The organism is Enterobacter cloacae complex sp. ESBL7 (assembly GCF_041679625.1).
Lineage (GTDB): Bacteria > Pseudomonadota > Gammaproteobacteria > Enterobacterales > Enterobacteriaceae > Enterobacter > Enterobacter asburiae_B.
The window spans coordinates 29,701-54,591 of sequence record NZ_JBGORN010000011.1 but is presented as its reverse complement, the minus strand read 5'-3'; the positions used below and the strand labels follow the sequence as shown (position 1 = coordinate 54,591).

The window sequence follows — 24,891 nt, the reverse complement described above, 5'->3', positions numbered from 1 at the left end:
CTGCTGAATAAAACTCAGAATTTTCCAAGCGAAGACTTTTGGACAATGGCAGTCACACTCAATTTACAGGGAATACGAGGAACTGATGCAGTCAAAAATTAACTGGATTGATAACCTGCGAGGAATAGCGTGTCTGATGGTGGTCATGATCCACACGACGACCTGGTACGTCACGAATGCCCACAGCATCAGCCCCGTTAACTGGGATATCGCCAATATTCTCAACTCTGCGTCACGCGTCAGCGTGCCGCTGTTCTTTATGATTTCCGGCTTTCTCTTTTTTGGCGAGCGTAGCGCGCAGCCGCGGCACTTCATCCGCATCGCGGCCTGCCTGGGGTTCTACAGCGCCGTTGCCCTGCTCTATATCACGCTGTTCACCTCCATTAACGCCGGGCTATCGCTGAAATACGTACTGCAAAAACCGGTGTTCTACCACCTGTGGTTCTTCTTCGCCATTATCGTTATCTATCTGGTCTCCCCGCTCATCCAGGTAAAACACGTCAGCGGTAAAATGCTTCTGGCCCTGATGGTGGTTATCGGCATTGTCGCCAACCCGAATACGCTCTCACAGAAAATCGACGGATTTGAGTGGCTGCCGGTCAATCTCTATATCAACGGCGATACTTTTTACTACGTGCTTTACGGCATGCTGGGGCGCGCCATCGGGATGATGGACACGCAAAAACGCGGGCTGAACTGGCTCTGCGGGGCGCTGTTTATCGCTGGCGTGGCAGTGATTTCACGCGGGACGCTGCACGAATTGCAGTGGCGCGGCAATTTTGCCGATACCTGGTATCTCTATTGCGGGCCGATGGTCTTTATCTGTGCCGTTTCGCTGCTCACGCTTGCCAAAAATACCCTGAACACGCGCGCCCTTCCCGTGCTGAGTATTATCTCGCGGCACTCTCTCGGGATTTACGGTTTTCACGCGCTGGTGATCCACGCGCTGCGCACGAGAGGCGTTGAGCTAAAAAGCTGGCCGGTGCTGGATATGGTCTGGATTTTTGCCGCCACGCTGGCGATCAGCCTGCTGCTGTCGATGCTGCTGCAAAAAATAGACGTTCGCCGCTTCGTCAGCTAATGCTTCGCTGCCGGGCGCGATGGTACTGGCGCGGGGAGGAAAACCCTGCCGCCAGTGAAGCCTGCTCAACGCCGCGCCCCTGTATCAGCCACTGCTCCGCCACCGCCAGACGCAGCTGTTCCAGATAATCGCGAACGCTAATCCCTAAATGTGACTGAAAAAGCCGGGTGAGATGACGCGGGCTGACGTGCGCCAGTGCGGCAATGTCAGGCAAGCTCCACGTTTTTTGCGGGTCGGCGGTGAGCGCATCCTGCGCCCGATGAATCGCCGGGTGAAGATGATTGCGATAGCGTAGCCACGGAGAGAGCTGGGGATCGTCACCGGAACGGCGGAACCAGACCACCATTTCACGCGCTACGGTCAGCGCCTTTTCGGGGCCGCACAGGCGGTTAATCATGTGCAGCGCCAGATCGATGCCTGACGTGATCCCCGCGCTGGTCCAGATATTCTCATCCTGCACAAAGATGCGGTTTTCTTTAATCGTCGCCGTGGGGGCCGCGGTGCGTAAACGGCTAATAACGTCATGATGGGTCGTGCACTGTCGGTTGTTCAGCAGGCCCGATTTCGCCGCCAGTAAGGCCCCTGAGCAGACGCACATCACGGTGATTTCCTGGCGCTGGATCTGCGGCTGCAGACGCATCAGCCAGTGCTGGATCTGCTGCGCCTGTGGCGTTGAGAACTGACTGCGGGAGTCGCTCACACCCGGCAGCACCAGCAGACTACCTTCCGGCAGACGCTCCGGCAGCGGCTGAATGCCGCTCATCGTCAGGCCAATCGACGTCTGAACGTCAGGCTGCGGGCCAATGTAATGCAGGCGAAACGCGTCGCCTGCCAGCACAAAGGTTTCTGCCGGGCCGGTCATGTCTAATGACAGCACCCCGGGCAACATCACGAACCAGACGTCGATGCGCATTACAGTGACTCCAGCGTCTCCGCTACCGTTTTAATCTCGGCAAAACGCCCGGAAAGTACCGTCTCGGTACGATGGCGAATTTCCGCTGCGCTAAGGGTTATCCCCTTGTACGTCATGGGAAACGTCAGCGTTGCCTCACTAACAAAGGTCACAGCATAACCCAGATCGGATGCCACCCGGGCGGTGGTTTCACAGCATTGTTCAGTGCGAACGCCGCAGATAATCAGCTGGTTGATATCACGCTCGCGCAGCCAGCGGTCAAGCCCGGTATCCGTGAAGGCATTATGGACGTGTTTCTGGAAAACCACATCCGGCTGATGACGTAAAAAGGCCATCGGTTTGACATAGCCGCTTTCGAGGGTGAAAGGACCGTCTTCATCCACGTGAAAAATATCAACGACCGGAATATTGTGCGCCTGACAGCCTTCAATCAGCCCCAGCATCGCCTGCTGAAAGGCAGGAATTTCGTCCTCCTGCCAGTAATTGCGGTGATGGAATGACTGCTGAGTATCGATGTTGATTAATGCAATGCGTGACATGATGGTTCTCCTCGCCAGTGGGTGTGACACCATACTGGCAAGGAAATGAAGGCACGCACAGACCAAAAAAGGACATCCTCGTGCCTCTCCCGGACAAGCGGTTTTAAGACATCAGCGGCAGCAGCTGCTGGTAGATTTTGCGGAACACGTCGCGCCTCTCCGCGTACCGCGCATGGCGCGCCGCGTCAGGCAAATGCGCCTGTTCAAGCGTAAGCTGCGGCAACAGTTGCGAAAGCGGTTGTTCCGGATGAATGGCTATCTGCGCCAGACGCGCGGCACCGAGCGCGGGCCCGACATCCCCTCCGGTGCGGAAATCCAGCTGCAACCCGCTGATATCAGACAGCATCTGTCGCCAGTAAGGGCTTCGCGCACCGCCGCCAATCAGGGTGACGCTCGTCGGTTTCAGGCCGCAGTCGTGCACCACGTCCATCCCGTCGGCCAGCGCATAGCCCACGCCTTCCAGAACCGCACGCGCCAGTTCTGCCGGGCCATGTTGATGGGTTAAGCCAAAGAACACCCCTTTCGCTTCCGGGTTGTTGTGCGGGGTACGCTCGCCGGAAAGATACGGTAAAAACCAGACGGTACCCGCAGCGTCATCCGCCTGCTGGGCTGCGGAAATGAGCGCCGGAACGTCGGCCATGCCGGTGAGTTTTGCCGCCCAGTCCAGGCAGGATGCCGCGCTGAGCATCACCGACATCAAATGCCATTTCCCGGGAAGGGCATGACAGAAACTGTGCACGGCGCTTTCTGGATTACTGCGATACCCGTCGCTGACGGCAAAATAGACGCCGGACGTTCCCAGCGACAGCATCGCCTGCCCCGCCTCAACCATGCCGACACCGACAGCGCCCGCCGCGTTATCGCCGCCCCCGGCCACCACCGGTACGGCAGGCATATTCCAGCGTTCAGCAACGGCTGGCAGCAGTGCGCCTGTCACCTCACAGCCTTCGTACAGCGCGGGCATATGTTCCCGGGTCAGATGGCAGGCATCCAGCATCGCCTCGCTCCAGTCGCGCTTCGCCACGTCGAGCCACATGGTGCCCGCGGCATCGGACATGTCGCTGGCGAAATCGCCCGTCATGCGAAAACGCAGATAGTCTTTCGGCAGCAGGACCTTCGCCACCTGACGGAAAATATCCGGTTCGTGGCGCTGCACCCACAGCAATTTGGGCGCAGTAAAGCCGGGCATCATCAGGTTGCCGGTAATCTCGCGGGAATTGGGTACGCGTTCCTCAAGAAGCGCGCACTCTTCCGCGCAGCGACCATCGTTCCAGAGGATCGCTGGACGCAGCACGCGATGCTGGCTGTCGAGCAGCGTAGCGCCGTGCATTTGTCCGGCAATTCCCAGCGCTTTCACGTCACGAAGGCTGTGCTGCTCACCTAAGGCTTTCATTGCGCGATCCGTCGCCTGCCACCACTGCTCCGGATCCTGTTCCGACCACAGCGGATGCGGACGTGAAACCTGCAGCGTTTCCGTCTGCGTTGCTAACACGTCGCCCTGCTCGCTCAACAGGATGGCTTTCACACCCGATGTGCCAAGATCGATCCCGATATACATTACGGTGACTCCTTTAACAGAAATGCCCGGTGGCGCTAACGCTTACCGGGCCTACGTGCATCTTCAGCTCAATCACTTATCAAACAGATAGTGGTTTACGAGATTTTCCAGCAGTTCCTGGTGCCCGCTCTGGTGCTGCGGCGCCAGCTGCTGTTGTTCAGCGTACTTCGCAATTTCCGCCAGCGATAACTGACCTTTCAGGATTTGCTGGCCCAGCTCACTGTTCCAGCCGCTGTAACGCTTCGCTACGCGTTTATCCAGCTCGCCGTCTTCAATCATACGAGCCGCCACTTTCAGCGCCAGCGCCATGGTGTCCATCGCGCCAATGTGGCCGTAGAACAGATCGTATTTGTCGGTGCTCTGACGACGCACCTTGGCGTCAAAGTTCAGGCCGCCGGTGGTGAAACCGCCCGCTTTGACGATTTCGTACATCACCAGCGCATTCTCTTCCACGCTGTTCGGGAACTGATCGGTGTCCCAGCCCAGCTGTGCATCGCCACGGTTCGCATCGACAGAGCCGAAAATGCCCAGCGCAATCGCAGACGCGATCTCGTGATGGAAAGAGTGGCCCGCCAGCGTGGCGTGGTTGGCTTCAATGTTCACTTTGATCTCTTTTTCCAGACCGAACTGCTTCAGGAAGCCATACACCGTCGCCACGTCGTAGTCATACTGATGCTTGGTCGGTTCCTGCGGTTTCGGCTCAATCAGCAGCGTGCCGCGGAAGCCGATTTTGTGCTTATGGTCGACAACCATCTGCATAAAGCGGCCAATCTGCTCGCGCTCCTGACGCAGGTCGGTGTTCAGCAGCGTTTCATAACCTTCACGGCCACCCCACAGGACATAGTTCTCGCCACCCAACTGATGCGTAGCGTTCATTGCCGTCACCACCTGCGTGGCTGCCCAGCTAAACACTTCCGGATCCGGATTGGTTGCCGCGCCCGCGCCGTAGCGTGGGTTGGTGAAGCAGTTTGCCGTGCCCCAGAGCAGCTTCACGCCGCTTTGCTGCTGTTTCGCCGCCAGTACATCCACCATCTGCGCAAAATTGTTCAGATACTCTTTCAGCGACGCGCCTTCCGGCGACACGTCCACGTCATGGAAGCAGTAGTACGGTACGTTCAGCTTGTGGAAGAACTCAAATGCGACATCGGCTTTGCGCTTTGCCAGCTCAATGGCCTCACCCGGCTGCTGCCACGGGCGGTCAAAGGAACCCACGCCGAACATATCGGCGCCGTTCCAGCAGAAGGTATGCCAGTAACAGGCGGCAAAGCGCAGATGATCTTCCATGCGCTTACCCAGCACCAGCTCATCCGGGTTGTAGTGACGAAATGCTAAAGGATTGGTCGTTTTTGGGCCTTCGTAACGAACACGATCGAGTTGGTCGAAATAAGCTTGCATATTGAGCTCCATAATCAGGGTATGCGGCGAGTCGTTGATACAGGAGTAATAGTGAATAGACATTTTGGGTTGCTCAATTACGTTATTTCACACTGCTATTGAGAGAATGCACAACTGTGCGCTGGCTCGCAAAATAATGCGCAGACAAACTATTTTTCGGCGCGTATTCCAGAATCAAATGTAATTAAGACGTTACGTATTTTAAAATCCGATCGCGGTCATAAATTCAGAAATAAACCAAATATCATAATGAGAAGATAAAAATCTGTAATTGCCAGCCCGCCTTTCCGCGTTAAAAATTTGCTCCGTCTCAGTAGTGAATGTTTCTTTTATCTCAGCAACACATACCCCTACAAAAAGGCCTAATAATTATGAAGATAAAGAACCTAACTCTAACGCTCTGCACTACGCTTCTCCTTGCAAGCTTTGCAGGACATGCCAAAGAGGTCAAAATTGGCATGGCGATTGACGACCTGCGCCTGGAACGCTGGCAAAAAGATCGCGATATTTTTGTGAAGAAAGCAGAATCTCTCGGCGCAAGCGTGTTTGTTCAGTCGGCTAACGGCAACGAAGAAACACAAATGTCGCAGATCGAGAATATGATCAACCGTGGCGTCGATGTTCTGGTCATTATCCCCTATAACGGCCAGGTATTAAGTAACGTGGTGAAAGAAGCCAAACAGGAAGGCATAAAAGTCCTGGCCTATGACCGCATGATTAATAATGCGGATATTGATTATTATATTTCTTTCGACAATGAAAAAGTCGGGGAATTACAGGCGCAAAGCCTGATCGACAAAGTGCCTCAGGGCAATTATTTCCTGATGGGCGGCTCTCCGGTAGATAACAACGCCAAACTGTTCCGCGAAGGGCAAATGAAAGTCCTTAAACCGTACATCGACAACGGTAAAATTAAAGTGGTTGGCGATCAGTGGGCCGACGGCTGGCTGCCAGAAAACGCGCTGAAAATTATGGAAAACGCGCTGACGGCCAACAACAACAAAATTGATGCGGTTGTGGCCTCCAACGATGCCACTGCAGGCGGTGCTATCCAGGCCCTGAGCGCACAGGGGCTGGCCGGAAAAGTCGCCATTTCAGGACAGGATGCCGATCTCGCTGGCGTAAAACGCATTATCGCAGGCACCCAAACCATGACGGTCTACAAACCGATTACCCAGCTGGCCAATACGGCGGCGGAAATCGCCGTGGAGCTGGGTAATGGCAAACAACCTAAAGCAGACGCAACGCTGAATAACGGCCTGAAAGACGTTCCGGCTCGCCTGCTCACGCCGATTGAAGTCAATAAAGAGAACATTGACGCCACCGTGGTTAAAGACGGTTTCCACAAGAAGAGCGAACTGTAATCCGGCGCGGCCCCTGCTCTGCGGGGGCGCATCACGTTGTACTGTTCTTCCCTCGGGTTATGTGGAGCGGTTATGCCCTATTTACTTGAAATGAAAAGCATCACCAAGCGCTTCGGCACGGTGAAAGCCGTCGACAACGTTAGCCTCCGGTTGAACGCCGGCGAAGTGGTTTCACTGTGCGGCGAGAACGGCTCGGGCAAGTCGACGCTGATGAAAGTGCTGTGCGGGATCTACCCACACGGCAGCTACGAAGGCGAAATCGTCTTTGCTGGCGAAGTGATTCAGGCGACACACATCCGCGATACCGAACGCAAAGGCATCGCCATCATCCACCAGGAGCTGGCGCTGGTGAAGCATCTCACCGTGCTGGAGAACATCTTCCTCGGGGCCGAAATTTCCCACCGCGGCGTGCTGGATTACGACACCATGACGCTCCGCTGCGAAAAGCTGCTGGCGCAGGTGAGCCTCAACATTTCACCGGATACCCGCGTAGGGGATCTGGGCCTGGGTCAACAGCAGCTGGTCGAAATAGCGAAGGCGCTAAATAAACAGGTCAGGCTGCTGATCCTTGATGAGCCAACGGCCTCGCTTACCGAACAGGAAACCGCGGTTCTGCTCAACATCATCCGCGATCTGCAAAACCACGGCATCGCCTGTATCTACATTTCGCACAAGCTGAACGAGGTCAAAGCCATTTCGGACACCATCTGCGTGATCCGCGACGGGCAGCACATCGGCACGCGTGAAGCCGCGGGGATGAGTGAAGATGACATCATCACCATGATGGTGGGCCGCGAGCTGACGGCGCTCTACCCGAATGAGCCTCACGCTAAGGGCGATGAAGTGCTGCGCGTGGAAAACCTGACCGCGTGGCACCCCGTTAACCGCCACATCAAGCGCGTCAATAACGTCTCGTTTTCCCTTCAAAGTGGCGAAATTCTTGGGATTGCCGGCCTCGTCGGTGCCGGGCGCACCGAAGCCGTACAGTGCCTGTTTGGCGTGTGGCCGGGGCGCTGGGAGGGCACGGTTTATATCGACGGCCAGCCGGTGAAAATCGACAACTGCCAGCAGGCGATTGCCCACGGCATTGCCATGGTGCCGGAAGATCGTAAGAAAGACGGCATCGTACCGGTGATGGCGGTGGGTAAAAACATTACGCTTGCGGCACTCGATCGGTTCTCCGGCGCGCTGAGAAGCCTGGACGACGCCGCCGAGCAGCAGTGCATCCTCCAGTCGCTTGCCCGGCTGAAGGTCAAAACCTCCTCGCCGGAACTGGCGATTGGCCGTCTGAGCGGGGGAAACCAGCAGAAGGCGATTCTGGCGCGCTGCCTGCTTCTCAATCCACGCATATTAATTCTTGATGAGCCAACGCGCGGGATTGATATCGGTGCCAAATATGAAATCTACAAACTGATTAATCAGCTTGTACAGCAAGGGATTGCCGTCATTGTCATTTCGTCTGAGTTACCCGAAGTGCTCGGCCTGAGCGACCGCGTGCTGGTCATGCACGAGGGAAAACTGAAAGCCAACCTGATTAACCAGAACCTGACGCAGGAGCAGGTGATGGAAGCCGCTTTAAGGAGCGAACGTCATGTCGAAAAGCAATCCGTCTGATATCAAAGTCGCTGTTCCGACGCCCGGTGCGTTCGCGGGACTAAAGGCGCTTAACCTGCAGGTTTTCGTGATGATCGCGGCCATTATCGTCATCATGCTGTTCTTTACCTGGATGACCGATGGCTCGTACTTAAGCGCGCGTAACGTCTCTAACCTGCTCCGCCAGACCGCCATCACCGGCATTCTGGCGGTGGGCATGGTGTTCGTGATTATCTCCGCGGAGATCGACCTGTCGGTCGGGTCGATGATGGGTCTCCTCGGCGGCGTGGCGGCGATTTTTGACGTCTGGCTCGGCTGGCCGCTGCCGCTGACCGTGGCGGTCACGCTGGTGCTGGGTCTGGTACTGGGAGCCTGGAACGGCTGGTGGGTTGCCTACCGTAAGGTGCCATCGTTCATTGTCACCCTGGCGGGGATGCTGGCCTTTCGCGGGATCTTAATCGGCATCACTAACGGCACCACCGTCTCCCCGACCAGTGCAGCCATGTCGCAGATTGGCCAGAGTTACCTCTCGGATACCGTGGGCTTTACCCTCGGTGTGGTGGGGTTGCTGGGGTTTGTCGCGTGGCAGTGGCGTGGACGCATGCGCCGTCAGGCGCTGGGGCTGGCTTCTCCAGCGTCAACGTCGGTAGTGGGGCGTCAGGCGCTCACGGCGGTTATTGTGCTGGGCGCCATCTGGCTTTTAAACGACTATCGCGGCGTTCCGACCCCCGTCCTGCTGCTGGCGCTTTTACTTCTGGCCGGTATGTTTATGGCGACGCGCACCGCGTTTGGCCGCCGTATTTATGCCATAGGCGGCAACCTTGAAGCTGCCCGCCTCTCAGGTATCAATGTCGAACGTACCAAGCTGGCAGTTTTCGCCATTAACGGCCTGATGGTCGCTATCGCCGGGTTGATCCTCAGCTCGCGTCTGGGCGCCGGTTCTCCCTCCGCCGGTAACATCGCCGAGCTGGATGCTATCGCCGCCTGCATCATTGGCGGTACCAGCCTCGCAGGGGGTATCGGGAGCGTGGCGGGCGCGGTCATGGGGGCATTTATCATGGCGTCGTTGGATAACGGGATGAGTATGATGGACGTCCCGACGTTTTGGCAGTATATCGTCAAGGGGGCCATTCTTTTACTGGCAGTCTGGATGGACTCGGCCACCAAGCGACGGGCCTGATAACCGTATTGTGACTTAATTGGGAAGTGAGCCATGTTTGAAAAGCGTCACCGCATTACGTTGTTATTCAATGCCAATAAAGCCTACGACCGTCAGGTGGTGGAAGGCGTTGGTGAATATTTGCAGGCGTCGCAATCCGAATGGGATATTTTTATTGAAGAAGATTTTCGCACCCGTCTGGAGAACATCAAAGACTGGCTGGGCGATGGCGTCATCGCCGACTATGACGATCCCATCATTGAGCAGCTGCTGACCGACGTCGACGTCCCGATAGTGGGCGTCGGCGGCTCCTACCATTCGCCCGAACACTATCCGCCGGTCCACTACATTGCCACCGATAACCATGCCCTGGTCGAGGCCGCCTTTCTTCATTTAAAAGAGAAAGGCGTCCATCGCTTCGCGTTTTATGGGTTACCAGCCACCAGCGGCAAGCGCTGGGCCGTAGAACGCGAGCACGCGTTTTGCCAGCTGGTCGCGCAGGAGAAATACCGTGGCGTGGTCTATCAGGGGCTGGAGACCGCGCCAGAAAACTGGCAGCACGCGCAAAACCGCCTGGCGGACTGGCTGCAAACGCTGCCGCCGCAAACCGGTATTATCGCCGTGACGGACGCTCGCGCGCGGCACGTGCTGCAGGTCTGCGAACATTTACACATTCCTGTGCCCGAAAAGCTGTGCGTGATTGGCATTGATAACGAAGAACTGACCCGCTATCTGTCTCGCGTGGCGCTCTCCTCCGTTGCTCAGGGCACGCGTCAGATGGGCTATCAGGCGGCGAAGCTGCTGCATCGTCTGCTCGATAAAGAATCTCTGCCGCTTCAGCGTTTGCTCGTGCCTCCTGTCCGCGTCGTGGAACGTCGCTCAACCGATTATCGCTCCTTAAGCGACCCGGCCGTCATTCAGGCCATGCACTACATTCGCAACCACGCCTGCAAAGGGATAAAGGTCGATCAGGTGCTGGATTCGGTGGGCATTTCGCGTTCGAATCTGGAGAAGCGTTTTAAAGAAGAGGTGGGCGAAACCATTCATGCCGTCATCCATGCTGAAAAGCTGGAGAAAGCACGCAGCCTGCTCATTTCCACGTCGCTGTCTATCAACGAAATCTCGCAGATGTGCGGTTACCCGTCTCTGCAATATTTCTATTCCGTGTTTCGCAAGGAGTATGACACCACGCCGAAGGAGTATCGGGATCGCCACAGCGAGGTGTTGATATAGAAAAGAAAACGCCTTCCAGTGGAAGGCGTTTTTTCGAGATTACATATGGGCGGCGATTAAGCGCTGGTTATCCTGGTACATGGCGAACAGATAGTTGTTATAGCTCTGTCCCTTTGTCGAATAACCTTTCAGCTTGTGGATCATCGTACTGGCCGTCACTTCCTGGTCCGCTTTACGCAGCTGAGCGCGTGATTTACGGAACGATGAGTAGGCCGGGTGCGTGTTCAGATTCACCACGTAGGCGCTGACGGAATCTTTCACAGATTCAAACTGCGAATAGCCTTTCACCTTGCCAGGGGCATTATTACAACGACCTTTCACACATTTCATGCCGAAAAGGTTATTGTTGCTACGCGCAAGCTTAGAAGTACCCCAGCCGCTTTCGGCAGCAGCCATGGTCGCAACCATGCTGCCCGGGATGATATCCACACGCTCAAGGAGAGCATTCCACGGCACACGACGGGTGTTACCGTTCCAGCTCAGCTTGTAGCGCTTCGTGATATCTTTCAGACGCGCGCGCTCTGACGGCGACCAGCGGCTATCGTACTGTTTGGAAATCAGCCAGTTACGATCCGCAGTAATCGCGGCATTTTGACTCGTGATGTAAGGCATTACCGTCCGGAGAAACGCTTTTTTCCTTGGTGTTCCGGAAGGGTATTTTCGCAAATCAGGAAGTGAACTACTCTTTGCACTATTGCGAGAATACTCTTGTTTACTGCTAACCTTACTACTTGTCGTCTTTATTACGTGGGCTTTCTTACTCGTTGTATCCGTGTGCGTCTTCGCAAGCACCTCACCCGAAAATGCCGTGGTGAGTAACATGAGTATCGCAGCCCCATATCGTCGAATGGGAGTCGATATCATTAGGTCTCCTGGTCGGATGTAATCATCCCAACACCTTATTTTTTTCACAAATTTGAGAGCGGAATCTCAAATCATATCAAAAATAGACTTCAAGAGCACGTATAGAAATAGTCCAATTCCGAAACTATGTCACCTGAAACTTGCTCATAAAAACATCATTCCACAAAAACTGTGTGCGCTATCGCAGATAACTGCCTAATTTTGCGCGAGATCACTCATCCTCACTCTTCCTCCCGGCAGAAAGCGACAGGGGATGAGTTTTTGCCCCTCGCCTGATGGCACACTGGTCAAAAATGCCGCGACAGGAAAAAGGAATGAAACGTACCGCATTAGCCTTTCTGATGTTACCCGCACTGGCGCATGCCGACTGGTCATCGCCGGGGTTTAGCGCATTTAGCGCCGAAGGCACCGGGGTCTTCACCAGCCAGGCAAAGCTTGCGAAGGGTACGCGTCCTCTGACGCTGAGTTTTGACAAGACGTGCTGGCAGCCTGCGGACGCGATAAAACTCAATGAGATGCTGTCGCTCAAGCCCTGTGACGGCACGCCGCCGCAGTGGCGTCTTTTCCGCGACGGTGACTATCAGATGCGGATTGATACCCGCTCCGGCACGCCCACCCTGCTGCTGACGATTCAGAGTGCCGCAGAACAGCCGGTTGCAAACGTCATCCGCCAGTGTCCGAAGTGGGACGGTAAACCTCTGACGCTGGACGTCGGCGATACCTTCCCGGAGGGCTCCGTCGTGCGCGACTACTACAGTAAACAGACGGCGACGGTGCAGAACGGAAAAATCACCCTGCAGCCAGCCGCCAGCAGTAACGGCCTGCTGCTGCTTGAGCGCGCCGAAACCGACAAGCCTGCGCCGTTTAGCTGGCAAAACGCTACTGTCTATTTTGTGCTGACCGACCGTTATGTGAATGGTGACCCGGGCAACGACAACAGCTACGGTCGTCATAAAGACGGTATGCAGGAGATTGGCACCTTCCACGGCGGGGATCTCAAAGGACTTGCCGGCAAGCTCGATTATTTACAGCGGCTGGGAGTGAATGCGCTCTGGATAAGCTCCCCGCTTGAGCAGATCCACGGCTGGGTAGGCGGTGGCACAAAAGGGGATTTCCCGCATTACGCCTATCACGGCTACTACACCCAGGACTGGACAAAGCTCGACGCCAACATGGGCACCGAAGATGATTTACGCCATCTTGTCGACGAAGCGCACAAGCGCGGGATCCGCGTTCTGTTCGATATCGTCATGAACCACGTTGGCTATGCCACGCTGGCAGACATGCAGGAATTTCAGTTTGGCGCCCTGTACCTTCAGGGTGATGAGCTGAAAAAGACGCTGGGAGAACGCTGGACGGACTGGAAGCCGGGCGCGGGCCAAAGCTGGCACAGCTTTAACGACTACATCAACTTTAGCGACAAAGCCGCATGGGAGAAATGGTGGGGCAAAAAATGGATCCGCACGGACATCGGCGATTACGACAACCCCGGCTTCGACGATTTGACCATGTCGCTGGCATTTCTGCCGGATCTGAAAACGGAATCCACGACGCCTTCCGGATTGCCTAACTTTTACCAACACAAGCCCGACACCCACGCGAAGGCCATCCCGGGATATACCCCGCGAGATTATCTGACCCACTGGCTCAGCCAGTGGGTACGTGACTACGGCATCGACGGTTTCCGGGTGGATACGGCTAAACACGTTGAGCTTGCGGCCTGGCAACGGCTGAAAGACCAGGCAAGCCAGGCGCTGGCCGCCTGGAAAGGGGCGAACCCGGACAAAAAGCCCGACAACGCACCGTTCTGGATGACTGGGGAATCCTGGGGCCACGGGGTGATGCAAAGCGATTATTACCGCCACGGTTTTGATGCGATGATCAACTTTGACTATCAGGAGCAGGCGGCAAAAGCGGTGGATTGTCTGGCCGATATGGATCTCACCTGGCAGCAGATGGCGGAGAAGCTGCAAAGCTTCAACGTGCTGAGCTATCTCTCATCACACGATACGCGTCTGTTCCGCGAAGGGGGCCAGCGCGCGGCGGAGCTGCTTCTGCTGGCACCCGGCAGCGTACAAATCTATTACGGTGATGAATCCGAGCGTCCGTTCGGTCCGACGGGTTCTGATCCATTACAGGGCACCCGGTCAGATATGAACTGGCAGGACGTCACGGGCAAGCAGGCCCTAACCGTCGCCCACTGGCAAACGCTGGGTCAGTTCCGCGCCCGCCATCCGGCGATTGGTGAAGGCAAACAAACCACGCTGTCGCTGAACGAGGGGTATGGCTTCGTGCGCGAGCACAAGGGCGATAAGGTGATGGTGGTATGGGCAGGTAATCAATAACGGCACACTCCAGTTCCCTCTCCCTGTGGGAGAGGGTTAGGGTGAGGGGAAACCCACCAGAACTATTCACTACACAAATACACTTCCGCCCTATAAAACAACAAATCCGACCACATCACCCGATTTGCACCAGCACGGTGCTAGCGTTATGGTTACCCACTTTCAAAATAAGCTCGACAGATCACCTGCTATGACGTTTTCACTTTTCGGCGACAAATTTACCCGCCATTCAGGCATTACTCGCCTGATGGAGGATCTCAACGACGGGCTGCGCACACCGGGCGCAATCATGCTCGGCGGCGGAAACCCGGCTCAAATCCCGGAGATGAATACCTATTTCCAGACGCTGCTCGCTCAGATGCTGGAAAGCGGCAAAGCAACCGATGCGCTTTGCAATTACGACGGCCCGCAGGGTAAAACCGAACTGCTGGCACTCCTCGCCGAAATGCTGCGTGACGAGCTGGGTTGGGATATCGAACCACAGAATATTGCACTAACAAACGGCAGTCAGAGCGCGTTTTTCTACTTGTTTAACCTGTTCGCAGGGCGTCGCGCCGACGGCACCACCAAAAAAGTGCTGTTCCCGCTGGCACCGGAGTATATCGGCTACGCTGATTCCGGCCTGGAAGAGGATCTGTTCGTCTCTGCGCGCCCGAACATCGAGCTGCTGCCGGAAGGCCAGTTCAAATATCACGTCGATTTTGAACACCTGCATATTGGTGAAGAGACGGGCATGATCTGCGTATCGCGCCCGACTAACCCAACGGGCAACGTGATCACCGACGACGAACTGATGAAACTGGATGCGCTGGCGAATCAGCACGGCATTCCGCTGGTGATCGATAACGCCTACGGCGTGCCGTTCCCGGGCATTATCTTCAGCGAAGCACGTCCGCTGTGGAACCCGAACATTGTCCTGTGCATGAGCCTCTCTAAGCTGGGTCTGCCGGGCAGCCGCTGCGGCATCATCATCGCCAACGAGAAAATCATCACCGCCATTACCAATATGAACGGCATTATCAGCCTTTCACCGGGCGGCATTGGCCCGGCGATGATGTGTGAAATGATTAAGCGCAACGACCTGCTGCGTCTGTCGAATGACGTGATCAAGCCATTCTATTACCAGCGCGTTCAGGAGACGATTGCGATACTTCGCCGCTATTTGCCGGAAGAACGCTGCCTGATCCACAAACCAGAAGGAGCAATTTTCTTGTGGCTGTGGTTTAAGGATTTGCCTGTCACCACCGAACTGCTCTACCAGCGCCTGAAAAAGCGCGGCGTTCTGATGGTACCGGGCGATTATTTCTTCCCGGGACTGGATAAGCCGTGGCCGCATACGCACCAGTGCATGCGCATGAACTACGTACCCGATCCGGAAAAAATCGAAGCGGGTGTTAAAATTCTCGCCGAAGAAATTGAAAAAGCCTGGCGCGAAGGCAATTGTTAAATATTAAGGCTCTTCGGATGAAGAGCCTTATTTTTATCGTGATCTATATATTTTATAAAGGATATATCCTTCTGCTTTATTTCCCTATTATTTAAAGGGATTATTTAGGATAATTCCTGTTGTTTTAATGGCACTATAGTAATTCAAAAATAATTAAGTAGATGTTAAATAACAGCTTAATTAACTCATTGTTATATAAGACTTAAAACAAACAACGCTGGTAAGAAAATATCCTCGAAGCGCGTCCGTGTGCATTTTTAAAATACTGCATATACTCACTAATACGCCGCTCGGCGTTCTATTGCGTGGAGTATTTTTATGCTACCTAATAATGCTAGTCGCATCAGCGTAATTGCTGCTGCGGTACTGCTCGCGTTCTCTCTTTCTGCCTGCAGTGGAAGCGGTGGCGGATCTCACTCAACAGCCAAAAATAACCCTGCAACCGGAAGTAATACCGGCTCGGGTGATGGAAGTGGCACAACGGCTAATAATGGTGGTTCAGGCAGTAACGGATCTGGCTCAGGTTCAGGGACAGGCTCGGGCTCGGGCTCAGGCTCAGGAACGGGAACCGGAGGTAACGGCAGCGGAGGAACCGGAACGGGCAGTGGCGGCACAACCACTGCAGGCGTGAATACTGTGCTGGGTGATGCCGGTAAAACGGTGACCAGCGTCGGCTCTACGGTGGACAGCCTGGGAAGCCAGATCCCGACAAATAATCCTGTCACATCAACCGTTTCAACCACCGTCAGCGGTGTTGGCAGCGCCGTTTCTACCGTGGGAACGGGCGTCACCTCCGGCATTGGCGATCCGGGCAACGCGAACGGTGTTGGTACGACGGTTCAGGGCGTGACCACGTCGGTCACCTCATTGGGCAATACCGTCTCTACGGTAGGCACGGGCCTGGCAAGTTCGACATCGGGAACACCGGTTAGCGGCGTAACAGGCCTGACGGGCAGCGTGGTAAACAGTACCGGGCAGTTAGTCAGTAACACCGGCACAGGTTTAACCAACACGGTCAGTAGCCCTGCGGTAGCTCAGGTAACAACCGATACCACGACTGTGGTGAACAAGACGCTGGGCGGAGTACAAGGCGTGACGCAAAGCGTGGGCACCACAACAGGTCTGGGTACTCCGGTCAACGGCCTGCTAACGCAGGTAGGAAACACCGTGAGCGGCGTAGGTACCAACGTTAGCAGCAGTAATAGCGGGCTTAGCGGCGTAGGTCAGGTCGTTCAAAACGTCGGCCAGACGGTGACGGATACCGGTACGCTAGTGAAACCCGCCACCTCGACGACCGGAGGAGGATCAGGCTCTCTCACAGCTAATGCAAATGTGGCGGCCACGAACAACAGCCTGGGTGCGACGGTCAATACAACCCTCAATACCCTGACGTCGGGCGTTACCGCCAGCACAACAACACGTTAACCACCGGTCTACTGACGCCAAAACAGTAAAACGGTTATTGCCTTTCTGCGCCCCTGCTTCAGGGGCGCTTCGTACAGCGACACTCCCCCTAACCGGGAATGATGAACAGGGATAGCGCGATGAAAAACCATTTCCTTTTTTCGCTGACGGGGCTGGTTGTGTTGAGCATGGCCCGCGCCGATACACTGCCCTCTATTATTAACCCTGATAACCCGGCGCAAGTTTCTCGTAACGTTGCCCCAGAACAGACTGAGACCGTCCCACAGCCGAAAGTCAAAATAGAAAAACCGCAGTCAACGCTGACGCCTGAAACGCCCATTACCATTCATCACATTCAGTTTATTGGCGGCACGCGTTATCCCTTGCAGGAATTACTTAAACCTTTCAGGCCTTACGCCGGAAAAACCGTGCCGCTAAAAACGCTTACGGGGCTGGTAAATGATATTACGGCGCGCTACAAGGCCGACGGTTTTCCGCTCTCCTATGCCTGGCTGCCCGATAATAATTTCCAGCAGGGAAATATTAAAATTGTCCTGGTCGAAGGGTACGTGGCGCACAGCGACATAACCAGTAACAACCCCAATATCGCCGCGCGCCTTAAACGCTTGTCAGAAAAAATCATGGCGGAAAAACCGCTGTCTCAGGATACGTTCGATCGCTATAGCCAGCTGATGACCCGCACCCCGAACGTTCCGGTCACGGCCAACGCGCAGCTGCCAACCAATATCTATGGCGCGGCGGCGATGCAGATAACCGGTAATGAGGAGCGGAGCTGGAATATCGCCTCCACGATCGACACCCGTAAAGGGCAAGATGTAATGATGCTGAACGGAACGCTCAGCAACCTGACAAGCTATGGCGATCAGCTTGGCGTGGCTACGCTTATACCGTTAGATAGCAACACGCGAAAAAACTATGTGGGTCTGAACTGGCAGCAGTTTTTAAACGATGAAGGGCTGACGATGCAGATCAAAGGCAGCTATTACCGTGAAAATCCGCGGGATTTTTCCCCCCTGCTCACTTTGCCCAATAATATTCAGGTCGATTCGAAGCAAAAAACCACGCAATACAACGGCGGCGTGACGTTTGGCTATCCATTGCTGCTGACGCAAAAATCACAAATTAATCTGACCAGCGGTTTTGATTATACCGACCGCCAGGATGACTATGCCCTGCAGGCCAGACTGCAGGGCAAAACCTACAGTCTGGACTCCGTCAACCAACACGCACGTTATCCGGCGCTGGAAGTGGGTATCAATGGTGCACATCAATTCACAACCGCCAGCATCAGCGGCAGACTCAACGTACGACAGGGTATTGATGCGATGGGTGCCGATATCGTCTCAGCGCCTAAACCCGATATTAATTTTACGCTCACAAAAAGCTATCTGGACGCTGCCTGGCTGTTTGCCGATAAATGGCGGCTATCAACATCCTGGGAGGGAGACTGGTCAAATAACACGTTGCCAGAGCCCGAACGCGTTAGCTTCGGTGCCCAGCGCTTTGGCCGTGGATATCAGGACAGTGAAGCAAGCGGTGATTACGGCTACGGCGGGCAGGTAGAACTGCGCTATATCAAGATGCGAAAAGAGAGCACCTGGCTTGCCACCATCCAACCCTATATCCTGGCCGATACCGCGCAAACCTGGTTTAACACGTCCGGTTTGCCTCATCAACGGCTCGGGTCAGTGGCTGCCGGGGTGATGATAGGCGATACGCGCCACTATAGCGTCACGGTGGAGGCGGCACGACCCGTCGGGGATGTTCCGACAGACAGTCGCAACAGGGACTGGCGCTACAGTCTGACGTTCACGTGGAATTTCAATAAAATGCAGTAAGCTTTTCAGCCCGAATCCTGACAGGATCAACGCAGCGCAACGCGTGGGTTGGACAGGCCTCCACGCAGGCCGGTCCGCCTTCGCGATGCAGGCATAAATCACATTTCAGCGCCTGCGCCTTATTTCCCTCCAGGCGCACCTGCATCGCCCCAAACGGACATGCCACCACACAGCTTTTACACCCAATGCAGCGCGTCTGCTCAACGAGCCAGGCTCCCGCCGTACGGCTGATGGCATGGGTTGGACAGACGTTAGCACACGGCGCGTCCTCGCACTGATGGCAACCCACAGCCGTAGTGTATGAACTCCCCTTAACCACCCGAAGGCGGGGCGAAAAGGCATTAGCGGAGACGGCGCCCTGATGCGACACCGCGCAGGCCACTTCGCAGGTGCGGCACCCAATGCATTTTTCCGCATCCGCCATGATAAATCGGTTCATGTGGTACGCCTCGCGTGCATTAAAAACCGGTACTGCACACATCTTACATACTGCCCGATTCAGCGAAGGTGTTATGGGTCAAATAGGAGGCGCTCTGCCGGAATTAATATGCTCTTTACAGTACCGTCGTTTCCAGACGGCAGGTGTTAAGCCCGTATGCTTTGAAAATATTTGCCGAAAATAGCCCACGTCATTAAAACCACAGCGGTTTGCCACTTCGGTAAGCGACGCAGAGCCATCCAGCAACAGCTTTTCCGCTGCCCTGGCGCGCTGGCGATGTATCGCCTCCGTCAGGGTTAAATGGAAAGTCCGGCGAAATACGCGCCCCAGGTAATCGGCATTGCAGTGCAACGCTTTTGCCAGCTGCGACGTCGAAAGCGGTAAATGAAACTGCGTGCGAATAAGCTGCTTCGCCTTCCACGCCATCGCCGCACCGGCCTGATCCACGCTGTCTCCATTCCCTGAAGAGAGCGACACCTGCTATAAAATCATCTCCAGCGCCAGCACTGCACGCTAACCTTTATACCCCGGTTCAGTTGGGCAAATAGGGGAGTAGCAGAGATGCGGATTTGGTGGATAAACATAAACAAGAATAATGTCACCTTTATGGATATATAATATTTTTATCAAGCTCAGTGATGCCGAGTTCACGGATTATCATCGACTGAAAGACAATGTGATCTAACCCTCGGTATTGTTTTTTTGCAGCAGTTCAGCTCAGGTATACCATTGTCTGACATGCATTTTAGTGTTATTCCATAAAGACACACAGCTAAAAATAAGGACATCCCATGGAATTCACAGAAAGATTAAATGCCTTATCAAATAAAATAAAACAACAACTTGATGTAATTAATACTGAAGAAGCAACAAAAACTGCATTTGTAATGCCATTCATTCATAACGTTCTGGGTTATGATGTTTTTGATCCTTCAGAGGTAACACCTGAATTTGTCTGTGATGTTGGTACAAAAAAGGGCGAGAAAATCGATTATGCTATAATGAAAAATAATGACGTTCAGATACTTATTGAATGTAAGAAAATTGGCGAACCATTAAATATAAATCATGCTTCGCAGTTATTCAGGTATTTTCATGTAACAAACGCCAGAATTTCAATCCTCACCAATGGACAAAATTATAAATTTTTTACAGATCTGGATGCTCCCAATAAAATGGATGAAAAACCATTTTTGGAAGTAGATCTTCTTGATATTGACGAAAATATAATACCTGAGCTAAAAAAATTAACTAAGTCTTCGTTTGATTTAGAATCAATTATCAATGCTGCTGGTGAATTAAAATATGTCAGCCAAATCAAAAAAATCCTGCATTCTCAGCTAAATAATCCTGAAGATGACTTTGTGAAATTTTTTGCATCCCGAGTTTATGATGGGATTCTGACTCAAAAAGTCAGAGAGTCTTTTTTTAACTTGACCAAAAAAGCTGCAAGCCAGTACATAAATGATCAGGTTAATGAGCGACTTAAGTCAGCTATTACGGGCATAACCCCAGCGATCATCGATACTCCAAATGAGTCATCACAGATTGAGGAAGACGAACATAAAGATGAAAGTGATGTGGTTACAACGCTAGAGGAGCTCGAGGGATATCATATTGTTAAAGCAATCACCAGAGCAGTACTGGAGGCACCCCGTATAACTCACAGAGATACCAAAAGTTACTTTGGTATTCTTGTAGATGACAACAACCGCAAACCCCTTTGCCGATTGCATTTTAATCGTACGCAAAAATACATCGGACTTTTCGACATAGAAAAAAACGAAACGCGTCATCCTATAACGACAGTCGATGATATCTATTCATTTGCTGATATCCTGAAAGCGACAGCAGCTCTATATAATTAATTTTTTACCCAGGCAGCACGCGACGTGCTGCCTCAGCCTGGAACGTCAGGGAAAAAGCCGCTGGCGCTACCGTCGAAGTCAGAATGAATGTAAGCCGGATAAAACATAACGACTTCTGATATCCGTGCTTAATTCCCGCCTTTCGCCAAATCCGGGCGAGAGTGCCAGGTTTAATTTTCTTTAAGAATGATACACATGATGCACACCTTTATTGATGGCGCAGATCGCATTAGCGTATCAGGAATATTAATGAGGAAGCCATAACGGGAAGGGAAAACGGGAGATCGGTACTCTCAAATATGCCCGGAGGCGCTTCGCTTGCACGGGCCTACGTAAAACTGCGATGGCAGTCCATGTAGGCCGGGTAAGGCGAAGCTGCCACCCGGCTTTAGCGCATCAGAAACGCCAGGTCAGGCCGGTCATCAGCGCGAAGCTGTCGTCGCGGTCGATCATCGGGCTGTTCTTCACGTCGTCAGGTAATACGGTGTAGACCGCGCTGGCGTTCAGGTACAGCTTCTGGGTTAACTGATATTTGGCCGCCAGGCCAACGTATGGCGTCCAGCTGTCACCGGCGGTGTATTCATCCAGACCTGAGCGGCGAGACTCGCTGCCGGATACGCCATAGTAGTAGTCGTTATAGCTTTCGTCGCTATAGAAAATACCGACAGAGGGCGTCAGGGTCAGGCGTTCCATCCTGATTGGACGGAAGTATGAAACCTCGCCGATCATACCGCCGCTTTCATCCGTGGCATCGCCCGAGACCGCCACTTTCAGCGAACCCCAGCTTTCGTGGCGGTAGTACGCGCCGCCGAGGAAGGCAGAGGCTTTACGCTCATCAAGCTTTTTCATCTGATGGTCGTCGTTGTCATCAGGATCGAAATGCAGCGGCATCCACGATGCGGTCAGGCTGAGTTCATTTTTTGCGTCTTTCCACAGGATCCATCCGCCCGTGGTCTGGCGAACATAAAAGCTATCGCCTTCGTAGCTAATTAACGGTACTGCGGTAGTATTTTCGTTATAGCCTTTGTAAGGAGACTCATTAAATACAGCCCCCGCTCCTAGTGAAAAGTCACCGGCCATTGCTGAGGATGTTGCAAATAACGTGGCAGCGATGAGTAAATTGTATTTAATAGTCATTACATGTAATCCATTAAAATGCCAAACAAGCGAGGCGCATAATAATGGTTACAAATTTGCCAATGCAACGCTGCGGTTTATATAATATTATATACAAAATCATATAGATGGGTGTGCATGATGAATAAATTACAGCTAAAGCCGCGCGAGTTAAAAATTATATCCGTCATCGCAGCCACCCACAGCATTGGTGATGCCGCCGCCCTGCTGGGCATGGCGCAGGCCAACGTCAGTAAATATCTGTCTGATTTTGAAACGCGGGTTGGGCTCAAGGTTTTTGAGCGCACCACGCGCCAGCTGGCCCTGACCCAGTTTGGGGAAGCGTTACTCCCGTACATTGATGCCACGCTGGATAAGAACCGTCAACTCGTTAATTTTATTGCTGATTATAAGCATGAAAAGCGCGGAAAGGTCACGATCTATGCCCCTACAGGTATCGTAACCTATCTCGCGCGCCACGTGATCCATCAGATAGAAGATATCGGTGACATCCGCATCTCCCTGAAAACCTATAACCTGGATCGGAATGAATATTCAGAAGGCGTTTCTTTTCCGGATGACTGCGACATTTTAATTACCTATGCGCCGCCGAAAGACGAAAGTCTGGTTGCCAGCGTGTTAACAAAATATTCTGTTACGGCATTCGCTACCCTGGAGTATTTAAATAAACACCCCTTAACGGGACCTGAAGGTTTAATTAATCATTCCTGTATTCTCATTGATTCCATGCTGATCGATGATGCAAACATCTGGCGTTTCCGCGTGCACGGCAGTGATAGCGTGCATGACTACCGGGTGACCGGTAATTATATTTGCGACAATACGCAGACGGCCCTGGAGCTGGCAAGAAATAATCTTGGGATTGTTTTTGCGCCAAAAGAGAGTCTGAAAAAAGAATTAACGCAAGGGATGCTGGTTCCCTGCTTCCCGCATCAGGAAGAGTGGTGGCTCGATCTGACGGCCATTTTCCGCAAACGCGAATACCAGCCCTGGCGCGTGCAATACGTTCTGGATGGCGTTCTGAACTGCCTGCGCCAGCAAATTGCTCAGGCCGCCCATGGACGGCCTGAGCTGGGCGATTAGAACAGCCCCAGCGGTTTATCGGAGTAGCTGACCAGCAAACATTTCGTCTGCTGATAATGCTCCAGCATCATCTTATGGGTTTCACGCCCGATGCCCGATTGCTTATAACCGCCAAATGCCGCGTGCGCCGGATAGGCGTGGTAGCAGTTGGTCCAGACGCGCCCGGCCTGAATACCTCTGCCCATTTTATAGGCCAGATTACCGTTGCGGCTCCAGACGCCGGCTCCCAGGCCATACGGCGTGTCGTTGGCAATCTCCAGCGCCTCCTCCATCGTTTTGAAGGTGGTTACGGCCAGCACCGGTCCGAAAATTTCCTCCTGGAAGACGCGCATGTTGTTCTGACCGAACAGGATCGTCGGCTCCAGGTAATACCCTTCCTGCAGATCCCCGCCGAGCACCTTACGGCGACCGCCGGTCAGAATATCCGCCCCCTCTTTCTTGCCGATATCGATGTAGTTGAGGATGGTTTCCAGCTGTCCGTGCGAGACCTGCGCCCCCATCTGCGTGACGTTATCGAGCGGGTTACCGCTGCGGATAGACTCGACGCGGCGAATGGCCCGCTCCATAAAGCGCTCATAGATGGACTCCTGCACCAGCGCACGGCTTGGGCAGGTGCAGACTTCGCCCTGGTTAAACGCAAACAGCGCAAACCCTTCCAGGGCTTTATCGAAGAAGGCATCCTCTTCCTCCATCACGTCCGCGAAGAAGATGTTCGGGGATTTCCCGCCCAGCTCCAGGGTTACCGGAATGATGTTCTGCGTGGCGTACTGCATAATCTGCTGGCCCACTTCCGTCGACCCGGTAAACGCCACTTTAGCGATCCGTTTCGAGGTAGCCAGATATTCCCCTATCTCACCGCCCGCACCGTTGACCACGTTAATCACACCCGGCGGCAGAAGATCGCCAACGATTTCCATCAGCAGCAGCACCGAGAGCGGGGTCAGACGCGCCGGTTTCAGCACAATGCAGTTCCCGGCCGCCAGCGCGGGCGCCATTTTCCAGCTCGCCATCAGCAGCGGGAAGTTCCATGGAATGATTTGCCCGACGACGCCCAGCGGTTCGTGGAAGTGATACGCCACGGTGTCGCTATCTACCTCGCTTATTCCGCCCTCCTGAGCGCGAATGCAGGAGGCAAAATAGCGGAAGTGGTCGATGGCCAGCGGCACGTCTGCCGCCATCGTTTCCCGGATCGGCTTGCCGTTATCCCAGGTTTCCGCCGTCGCCAGCAGCTCCAGATTCTGCTCCATCCGGTCGGCGATTTTGAACAAAATAGCCGCGCGGTCCTGAACGGAGGTATGGCCCCATTTATCTTTCGCTTTGTGCGCCGCATCCAGCGCCAGATCGATATCGCGCTTGCCGGAGCTGGCTATTTCGCACAGCGGCTGGCCGGTTACGGGGGTCAGGTTGGAATAGTATTCGCCGTCGACGGGAGCTACCCAGTCGCCGCCAATAAAGTTGTCATAACGAGGCTTCAGCTTGAGGGGAAAACCATACTCGCCGGGCTGGATACGCGATGAGGGAGGATTGTTTGTCATGACCGTCTCCTTGCTGTTGGTGTACATCAAGGGTAGTTCCGGCTGGCGATTTTCTCGCCAACCGGTAACGGCTTT

General features: G+C 54.0%; 19 protein-coding genes and 3 pseudogenes. 12 read left to right on the top strand and 10 right to left on the bottom strand.

Translation table 11 applies throughout. The features are described from left to right. Positions 1-85: 85 nt before the first annotated feature. Positions 86-1,081 carry an acyltransferase gene (locus ACERY3_RS22190; RefSeq protein WP_058841883.1) on the top strand — a complete coding sequence of 332 codons (996 nt, stop codon included), beginning with the start codon at positions 86-88 and terminating at the stop codon, positions 1,079-1,081. Here ACERY3_RS22190 and ACERY3_RS22185 read toward each other — a convergent pair. From ACERY3_RS22185 to xylA, 4 genes are all read right to left on the bottom strand, one after another. Beyond that, a complete protein-coding gene (locus ACERY3_RS22185; RefSeq protein WP_058841882.1) occupies positions 1,074-1,994 on the bottom strand; it encodes a GlxA family transcriptional regulator in 921 nt (306 codons plus the stop codon). The two genes, ACERY3_RS22190 and ACERY3_RS22185, sit on opposite strands and share 8 nt — an antisense overlap. Then, a complete protein-coding gene (locus tag ACERY3_RS22180; RefSeq protein WP_058841881.1) occupies positions 1,994-2,533 on the bottom strand; it encodes an isochorismatase family protein in 540 nt (179 codons plus the stop codon). Before ACERY3_RS22180 ends, ACERY3_RS22185 begins: the two co-directional genes overlap by 1 nt. A 103-nt stretch (positions 2,534-2,636) precedes the next feature. Further along, positions 2,637-4,091: a xylulokinase gene (xylB, locus tag ACERY3_RS22175; protein ID WP_058841880.1), complete on the bottom strand. Its 1,455-nt coding sequence runs from the start codon at positions 4,089-4,091 to the stop codon at positions 2,637-2,639. 72 nt (positions 4,092-4,163) lie between these two features. Continuing rightward, positions 4,164-5,486 carry a xylose isomerase gene (xylA, locus tag ACERY3_RS22170; RefSeq protein WP_087823749.1) on the bottom strand — a complete coding sequence of 441 codons (1,323 nt, stop codon included), beginning with the start codon at positions 5,484-5,486 and terminating at the stop codon, positions 4,164-4,166. 371 nt (positions 5,487-5,857) lie between these two features. Here xylA and xylF point away from each other — a divergent pair, with 371 nt between their 5' ends. From xylF to xylR, 4 genes are all read left to right on the top strand, one after another. Then, positions 5,858-6,850: a D-xylose ABC transporter substrate-binding protein gene (gene xylF / locus ACERY3_RS22165; RefSeq protein ID WP_032650791.1), complete on the top strand. Its 993-nt coding sequence runs from the start codon at positions 5,858-5,860 to the stop codon at positions 6,848-6,850. 72 nt (positions 6,851-6,922) lie between these two features. Further along, positions 6,923-8,464 carry a xylose ABC transporter ATP-binding protein gene (locus ACERY3_RS22160; protein ID WP_373226539.1) on the top strand — a complete coding sequence of 514 codons (1,542 nt, stop codon included), beginning with the start codon at positions 6,923-6,925 and terminating at the stop codon, positions 8,462-8,464. Then, entirely contained in the window at positions 8,442-9,623 is a 1,182-nt protein-coding gene (gene xylH / locus ACERY3_RS22155) for a xylose ABC transporter permease XylH (RefSeq protein WP_373226538.1), read from the top strand. Before ACERY3_RS22160 ends, xylH begins: the two co-directional genes overlap by 23 nt. A 33-nt stretch (positions 9,624-9,656) precedes the next feature. Then, the gene (gene xylR, locus ACERY3_RS22150; RefSeq protein ID WP_058841878.1) at positions 9,657-10,835 is read left to right on the top strand and encodes a D-xylose utilization transcriptional activator XylR; all 1,179 of its coding nucleotides are present in this window, start codon (positions 9,657-9,659) and stop codon (positions 10,833-10,835) included. Between the two features lie 39 nt (positions 10,836-10,874). Here xylR and ACERY3_RS22145 read toward each other — a convergent pair whose 3' ends face one another. After that, complete coding sequence (locus ACERY3_RS22145; protein WP_032661838.1) at positions 10,875-11,699, bottom strand: protein bax; 825 nt, start codon at positions 11,697-11,699, stop codon at positions 10,875-10,877. A gap of 314 nt (positions 11,700-12,013) precedes the next feature. On the opposite strand from ACERY3_RS22145, the gene ACERY3_RS22140 reads away from it, so the two are divergent. The 4 genes from ACERY3_RS22140 (at position 12,014) to ACERY3_RS22125 (ending at position 18,754) form a co-directional block, all read left to right on the top strand. Further along, positions 12,014-14,044, top strand: a complete 2,031-nt coding sequence (locus ACERY3_RS22140) for an alpha-amylase (RefSeq protein WP_058841877.1) — start codon at positions 12,014-12,016, stop codon at positions 14,042-14,044. A 190-nt stretch (positions 14,045-14,234) separates the two neighbouring features. Beyond that, complete coding sequence (gene avtA / locus ACERY3_RS22135) at positions 14,235-15,491, top strand: valine--pyruvate transaminase (RefSeq protein WP_033147014.1); 1,257 nt, start codon at positions 14,235-14,237, stop codon at positions 15,489-15,491. Positions 15,492-16,118: 627 nt separating this feature from the next. Next, on the top strand, positions 16,119-16,916 hold the full coding sequence (locus ACERY3_RS22130) for a collagen-like triple helix repeat-containing protein (RefSeq protein ID WP_223862643.1): 798 nt from the start codon (positions 16,119-16,121) through the stop codon (positions 16,914-16,916). Between the two features lie 119 nt (positions 16,917-17,035). Beyond that, complete coding sequence (locus ACERY3_RS22125; RefSeq protein ID WP_058841875.1) at positions 17,036-18,754, top strand: ShlB/FhaC/HecB family hemolysin secretion/activation protein; 1,719 nt, start codon at positions 17,036-17,038, stop codon at positions 18,752-18,754. Here ACERY3_RS22125 and ACERY3_RS22120 read toward each other — a convergent pair. Further along, positions 18,738-19,193 (bottom strand): 4Fe-4S dicluster domain-containing protein, encoded by a 456-nt coding sequence (locus ACERY3_RS22120; protein ID WP_058841874.1) that lies wholly within the window; start codon positions 19,191-19,193, stop codon positions 18,738-18,740. The two genes, ACERY3_RS22125 and ACERY3_RS22120, sit on opposite strands and share 17 nt — an antisense overlap. Before the next feature lie 78 nt (positions 19,194-19,271). Beyond that, positions 19,272-19,631 (bottom strand): annotated as a pseudogene (locus tag ACERY3_RS22115) (helix-turn-helix transcriptional regulator); the annotation flags it as partial. Between the two features lie 57 nt (positions 19,632-19,688). On the opposite strand from ACERY3_RS22115, the pseudogene ACERY3_RS22110 reads away from it, so the two are divergent. Both ACERY3_RS22110 and ACERY3_RS22105 read left to right on the top strand, forming a co-directional pair. Continuing rightward, a pseudogene (locus ACERY3_RS22110) lies at positions 19,689-19,811 on the top strand (hypothetical protein); the annotation flags it as partial. A gap of 173 nt (positions 19,812-19,984) precedes the next feature. Beyond that, positions 19,985-21,061, top strand: coding sequence for a type I restriction endonuclease (locus ACERY3_RS22105; protein ID WP_033147017.1), 1,077 nt, complete (start codon positions 19,985-19,987; stop codon positions 21,059-21,061). A gap of 35 nt (positions 21,062-21,096) precedes the next feature. Here ACERY3_RS22105 and ACERY3_RS22100 read toward each other — a convergent pair. Beyond that, a pseudogene (locus ACERY3_RS22100) lies at positions 21,097-21,168 on the bottom strand (type II toxin-antitoxin system HicB family antitoxin); the annotation flags it as partial. 289 nt (positions 21,169-21,457) lie between these two features. Continuing rightward, positions 21,458-22,198 carry a MipA/OmpV family protein gene (locus tag ACERY3_RS22095; protein ID WP_033147018.1) on the bottom strand — a complete coding sequence of 247 codons (741 nt, stop codon included), beginning with the start codon at positions 22,196-22,198 and terminating at the stop codon, positions 21,458-21,460. Positions 22,199-22,315: 117 nt separating this feature from the next. Between ACERY3_RS22095 and ACERY3_RS22090 the strand changes: the two genes are divergently transcribed. Next, a complete protein-coding gene (locus ACERY3_RS22090) occupies positions 22,316-23,281 on the top strand; it encodes a LysR family transcriptional regulator (protein WP_373226537.1) in 966 nt (321 codons plus the stop codon). Here ACERY3_RS22090 and aldB read toward each other — a convergent pair. After that, positions 23,278-24,816, bottom strand: coding sequence for an aldehyde dehydrogenase AldB (gene aldB, locus ACERY3_RS22085; RefSeq protein ID WP_023309928.1), 1,539 nt, complete (start codon positions 24,814-24,816; stop codon positions 23,278-23,280). The two genes, ACERY3_RS22090 and aldB, sit on opposite strands and share 4 nt — an antisense overlap. Positions 24,817-24,891: the final 75 nt, after the last annotated feature.

Excerpts from the sequence above, each read along its gene's own strand:
- ACERY3_RS22190 (WP_058841883.1), top strand. The coding sequence starts at position 86 with ATGCAGTCAAAAATTAACTGGATTGATAACCTGCGAGGAATAGCGTGT.
- ACERY3_RS22185 (WP_058841882.1), bottom strand. The coding sequence starts at position 1,994 with ATGCGCATCGACGTCTGGTTCGTGATGTTGCCCGGGGTGCTGTCATTA.
- ACERY3_RS22180 (WP_058841881.1), bottom strand. The coding sequence starts at position 2,533 with ATGTCACGCATTGCATTAATCAACATCGATACTCAGCAGTCATTCCAT.
- xylB (WP_058841880.1), bottom strand. The coding sequence starts at position 4,091 with ATGTATATCGGGATCGATCTTGGCACATCGGGTGTGAAAGCCATCCTG.
- xylA (WP_087823749.1), bottom strand. The coding sequence starts at position 5,486 with ATGCAAGCTTATTTCGACCAACTCGATCGTGTTCGTTACGAAGGCCCA.
- xylF (WP_032650791.1), top strand. The coding sequence starts at position 5,858 with ATGAAGATAAAGAACCTAACTCTAACGCTCTGCACTACGCTTCTCCTT.
- ACERY3_RS22160 (WP_373226539.1), top strand. The coding sequence starts at position 6,923 with ATGCCCTATTTACTTGAAATGAAAAGCATCACCAAGCGCTTCGGCACG.
- xylH (WP_373226538.1), top strand. The coding sequence starts at position 8,442 with ATGTCGAAAAGCAATCCGTCTGATATCAAAGTCGCTGTTCCGACGCCC.
- xylR (WP_058841878.1), top strand. The coding sequence starts at position 9,657 with ATGTTTGAAAAGCGTCACCGCATTACGTTGTTATTCAATGCCAATAAA.
- ACERY3_RS22145 (WP_032661838.1), bottom strand. The coding sequence starts at position 11,699 with ATGATATCGACTCCCATTCGACGATATGGGGCTGCGATACTCATGTTA.
- ACERY3_RS22140 (WP_058841877.1), top strand. The coding sequence starts at position 12,014 with ATGAAACGTACCGCATTAGCCTTTCTGATGTTACCCGCACTGGCGCAT.
- avtA (WP_033147014.1), top strand. The coding sequence starts at position 14,235 with ATGACGTTTTCACTTTTCGGCGACAAATTTACCCGCCATTCAGGCATT.
- ACERY3_RS22125 (WP_058841875.1), top strand. The coding sequence starts at position 17,036 with ATGAAAAACCATTTCCTTTTTTCGCTGACGGGGCTGGTTGTGTTGAGC.
- ACERY3_RS22120 (WP_058841874.1), bottom strand. The coding sequence starts at position 19,193 with ATGAACCGATTTATCATGGCGGATGCGGAAAAATGCATTGGGTGCCGC.
- ACERY3_RS22105 (WP_033147017.1), top strand. The coding sequence starts at position 19,985 with ATGGAATTCACAGAAAGATTAAATGCCTTATCAAATAAAATAAAACAA.
- ACERY3_RS22095 (WP_033147018.1), bottom strand. The coding sequence starts at position 22,198 with ATGACTATTAAATACAATTTACTCATCGCTGCCACGTTATTTGCAACA.
- ACERY3_RS22090 (WP_373226537.1), top strand. The coding sequence starts at position 22,316 with ATGATGAATAAATTACAGCTAAAGCCGCGCGAGTTAAAAATTATATCC.
- aldB (WP_023309928.1), bottom strand. The coding sequence starts at position 24,816 with ATGACAAACAATCCTCCCTCATCGCGTATCCAGCCCGGCGAGTATGGT.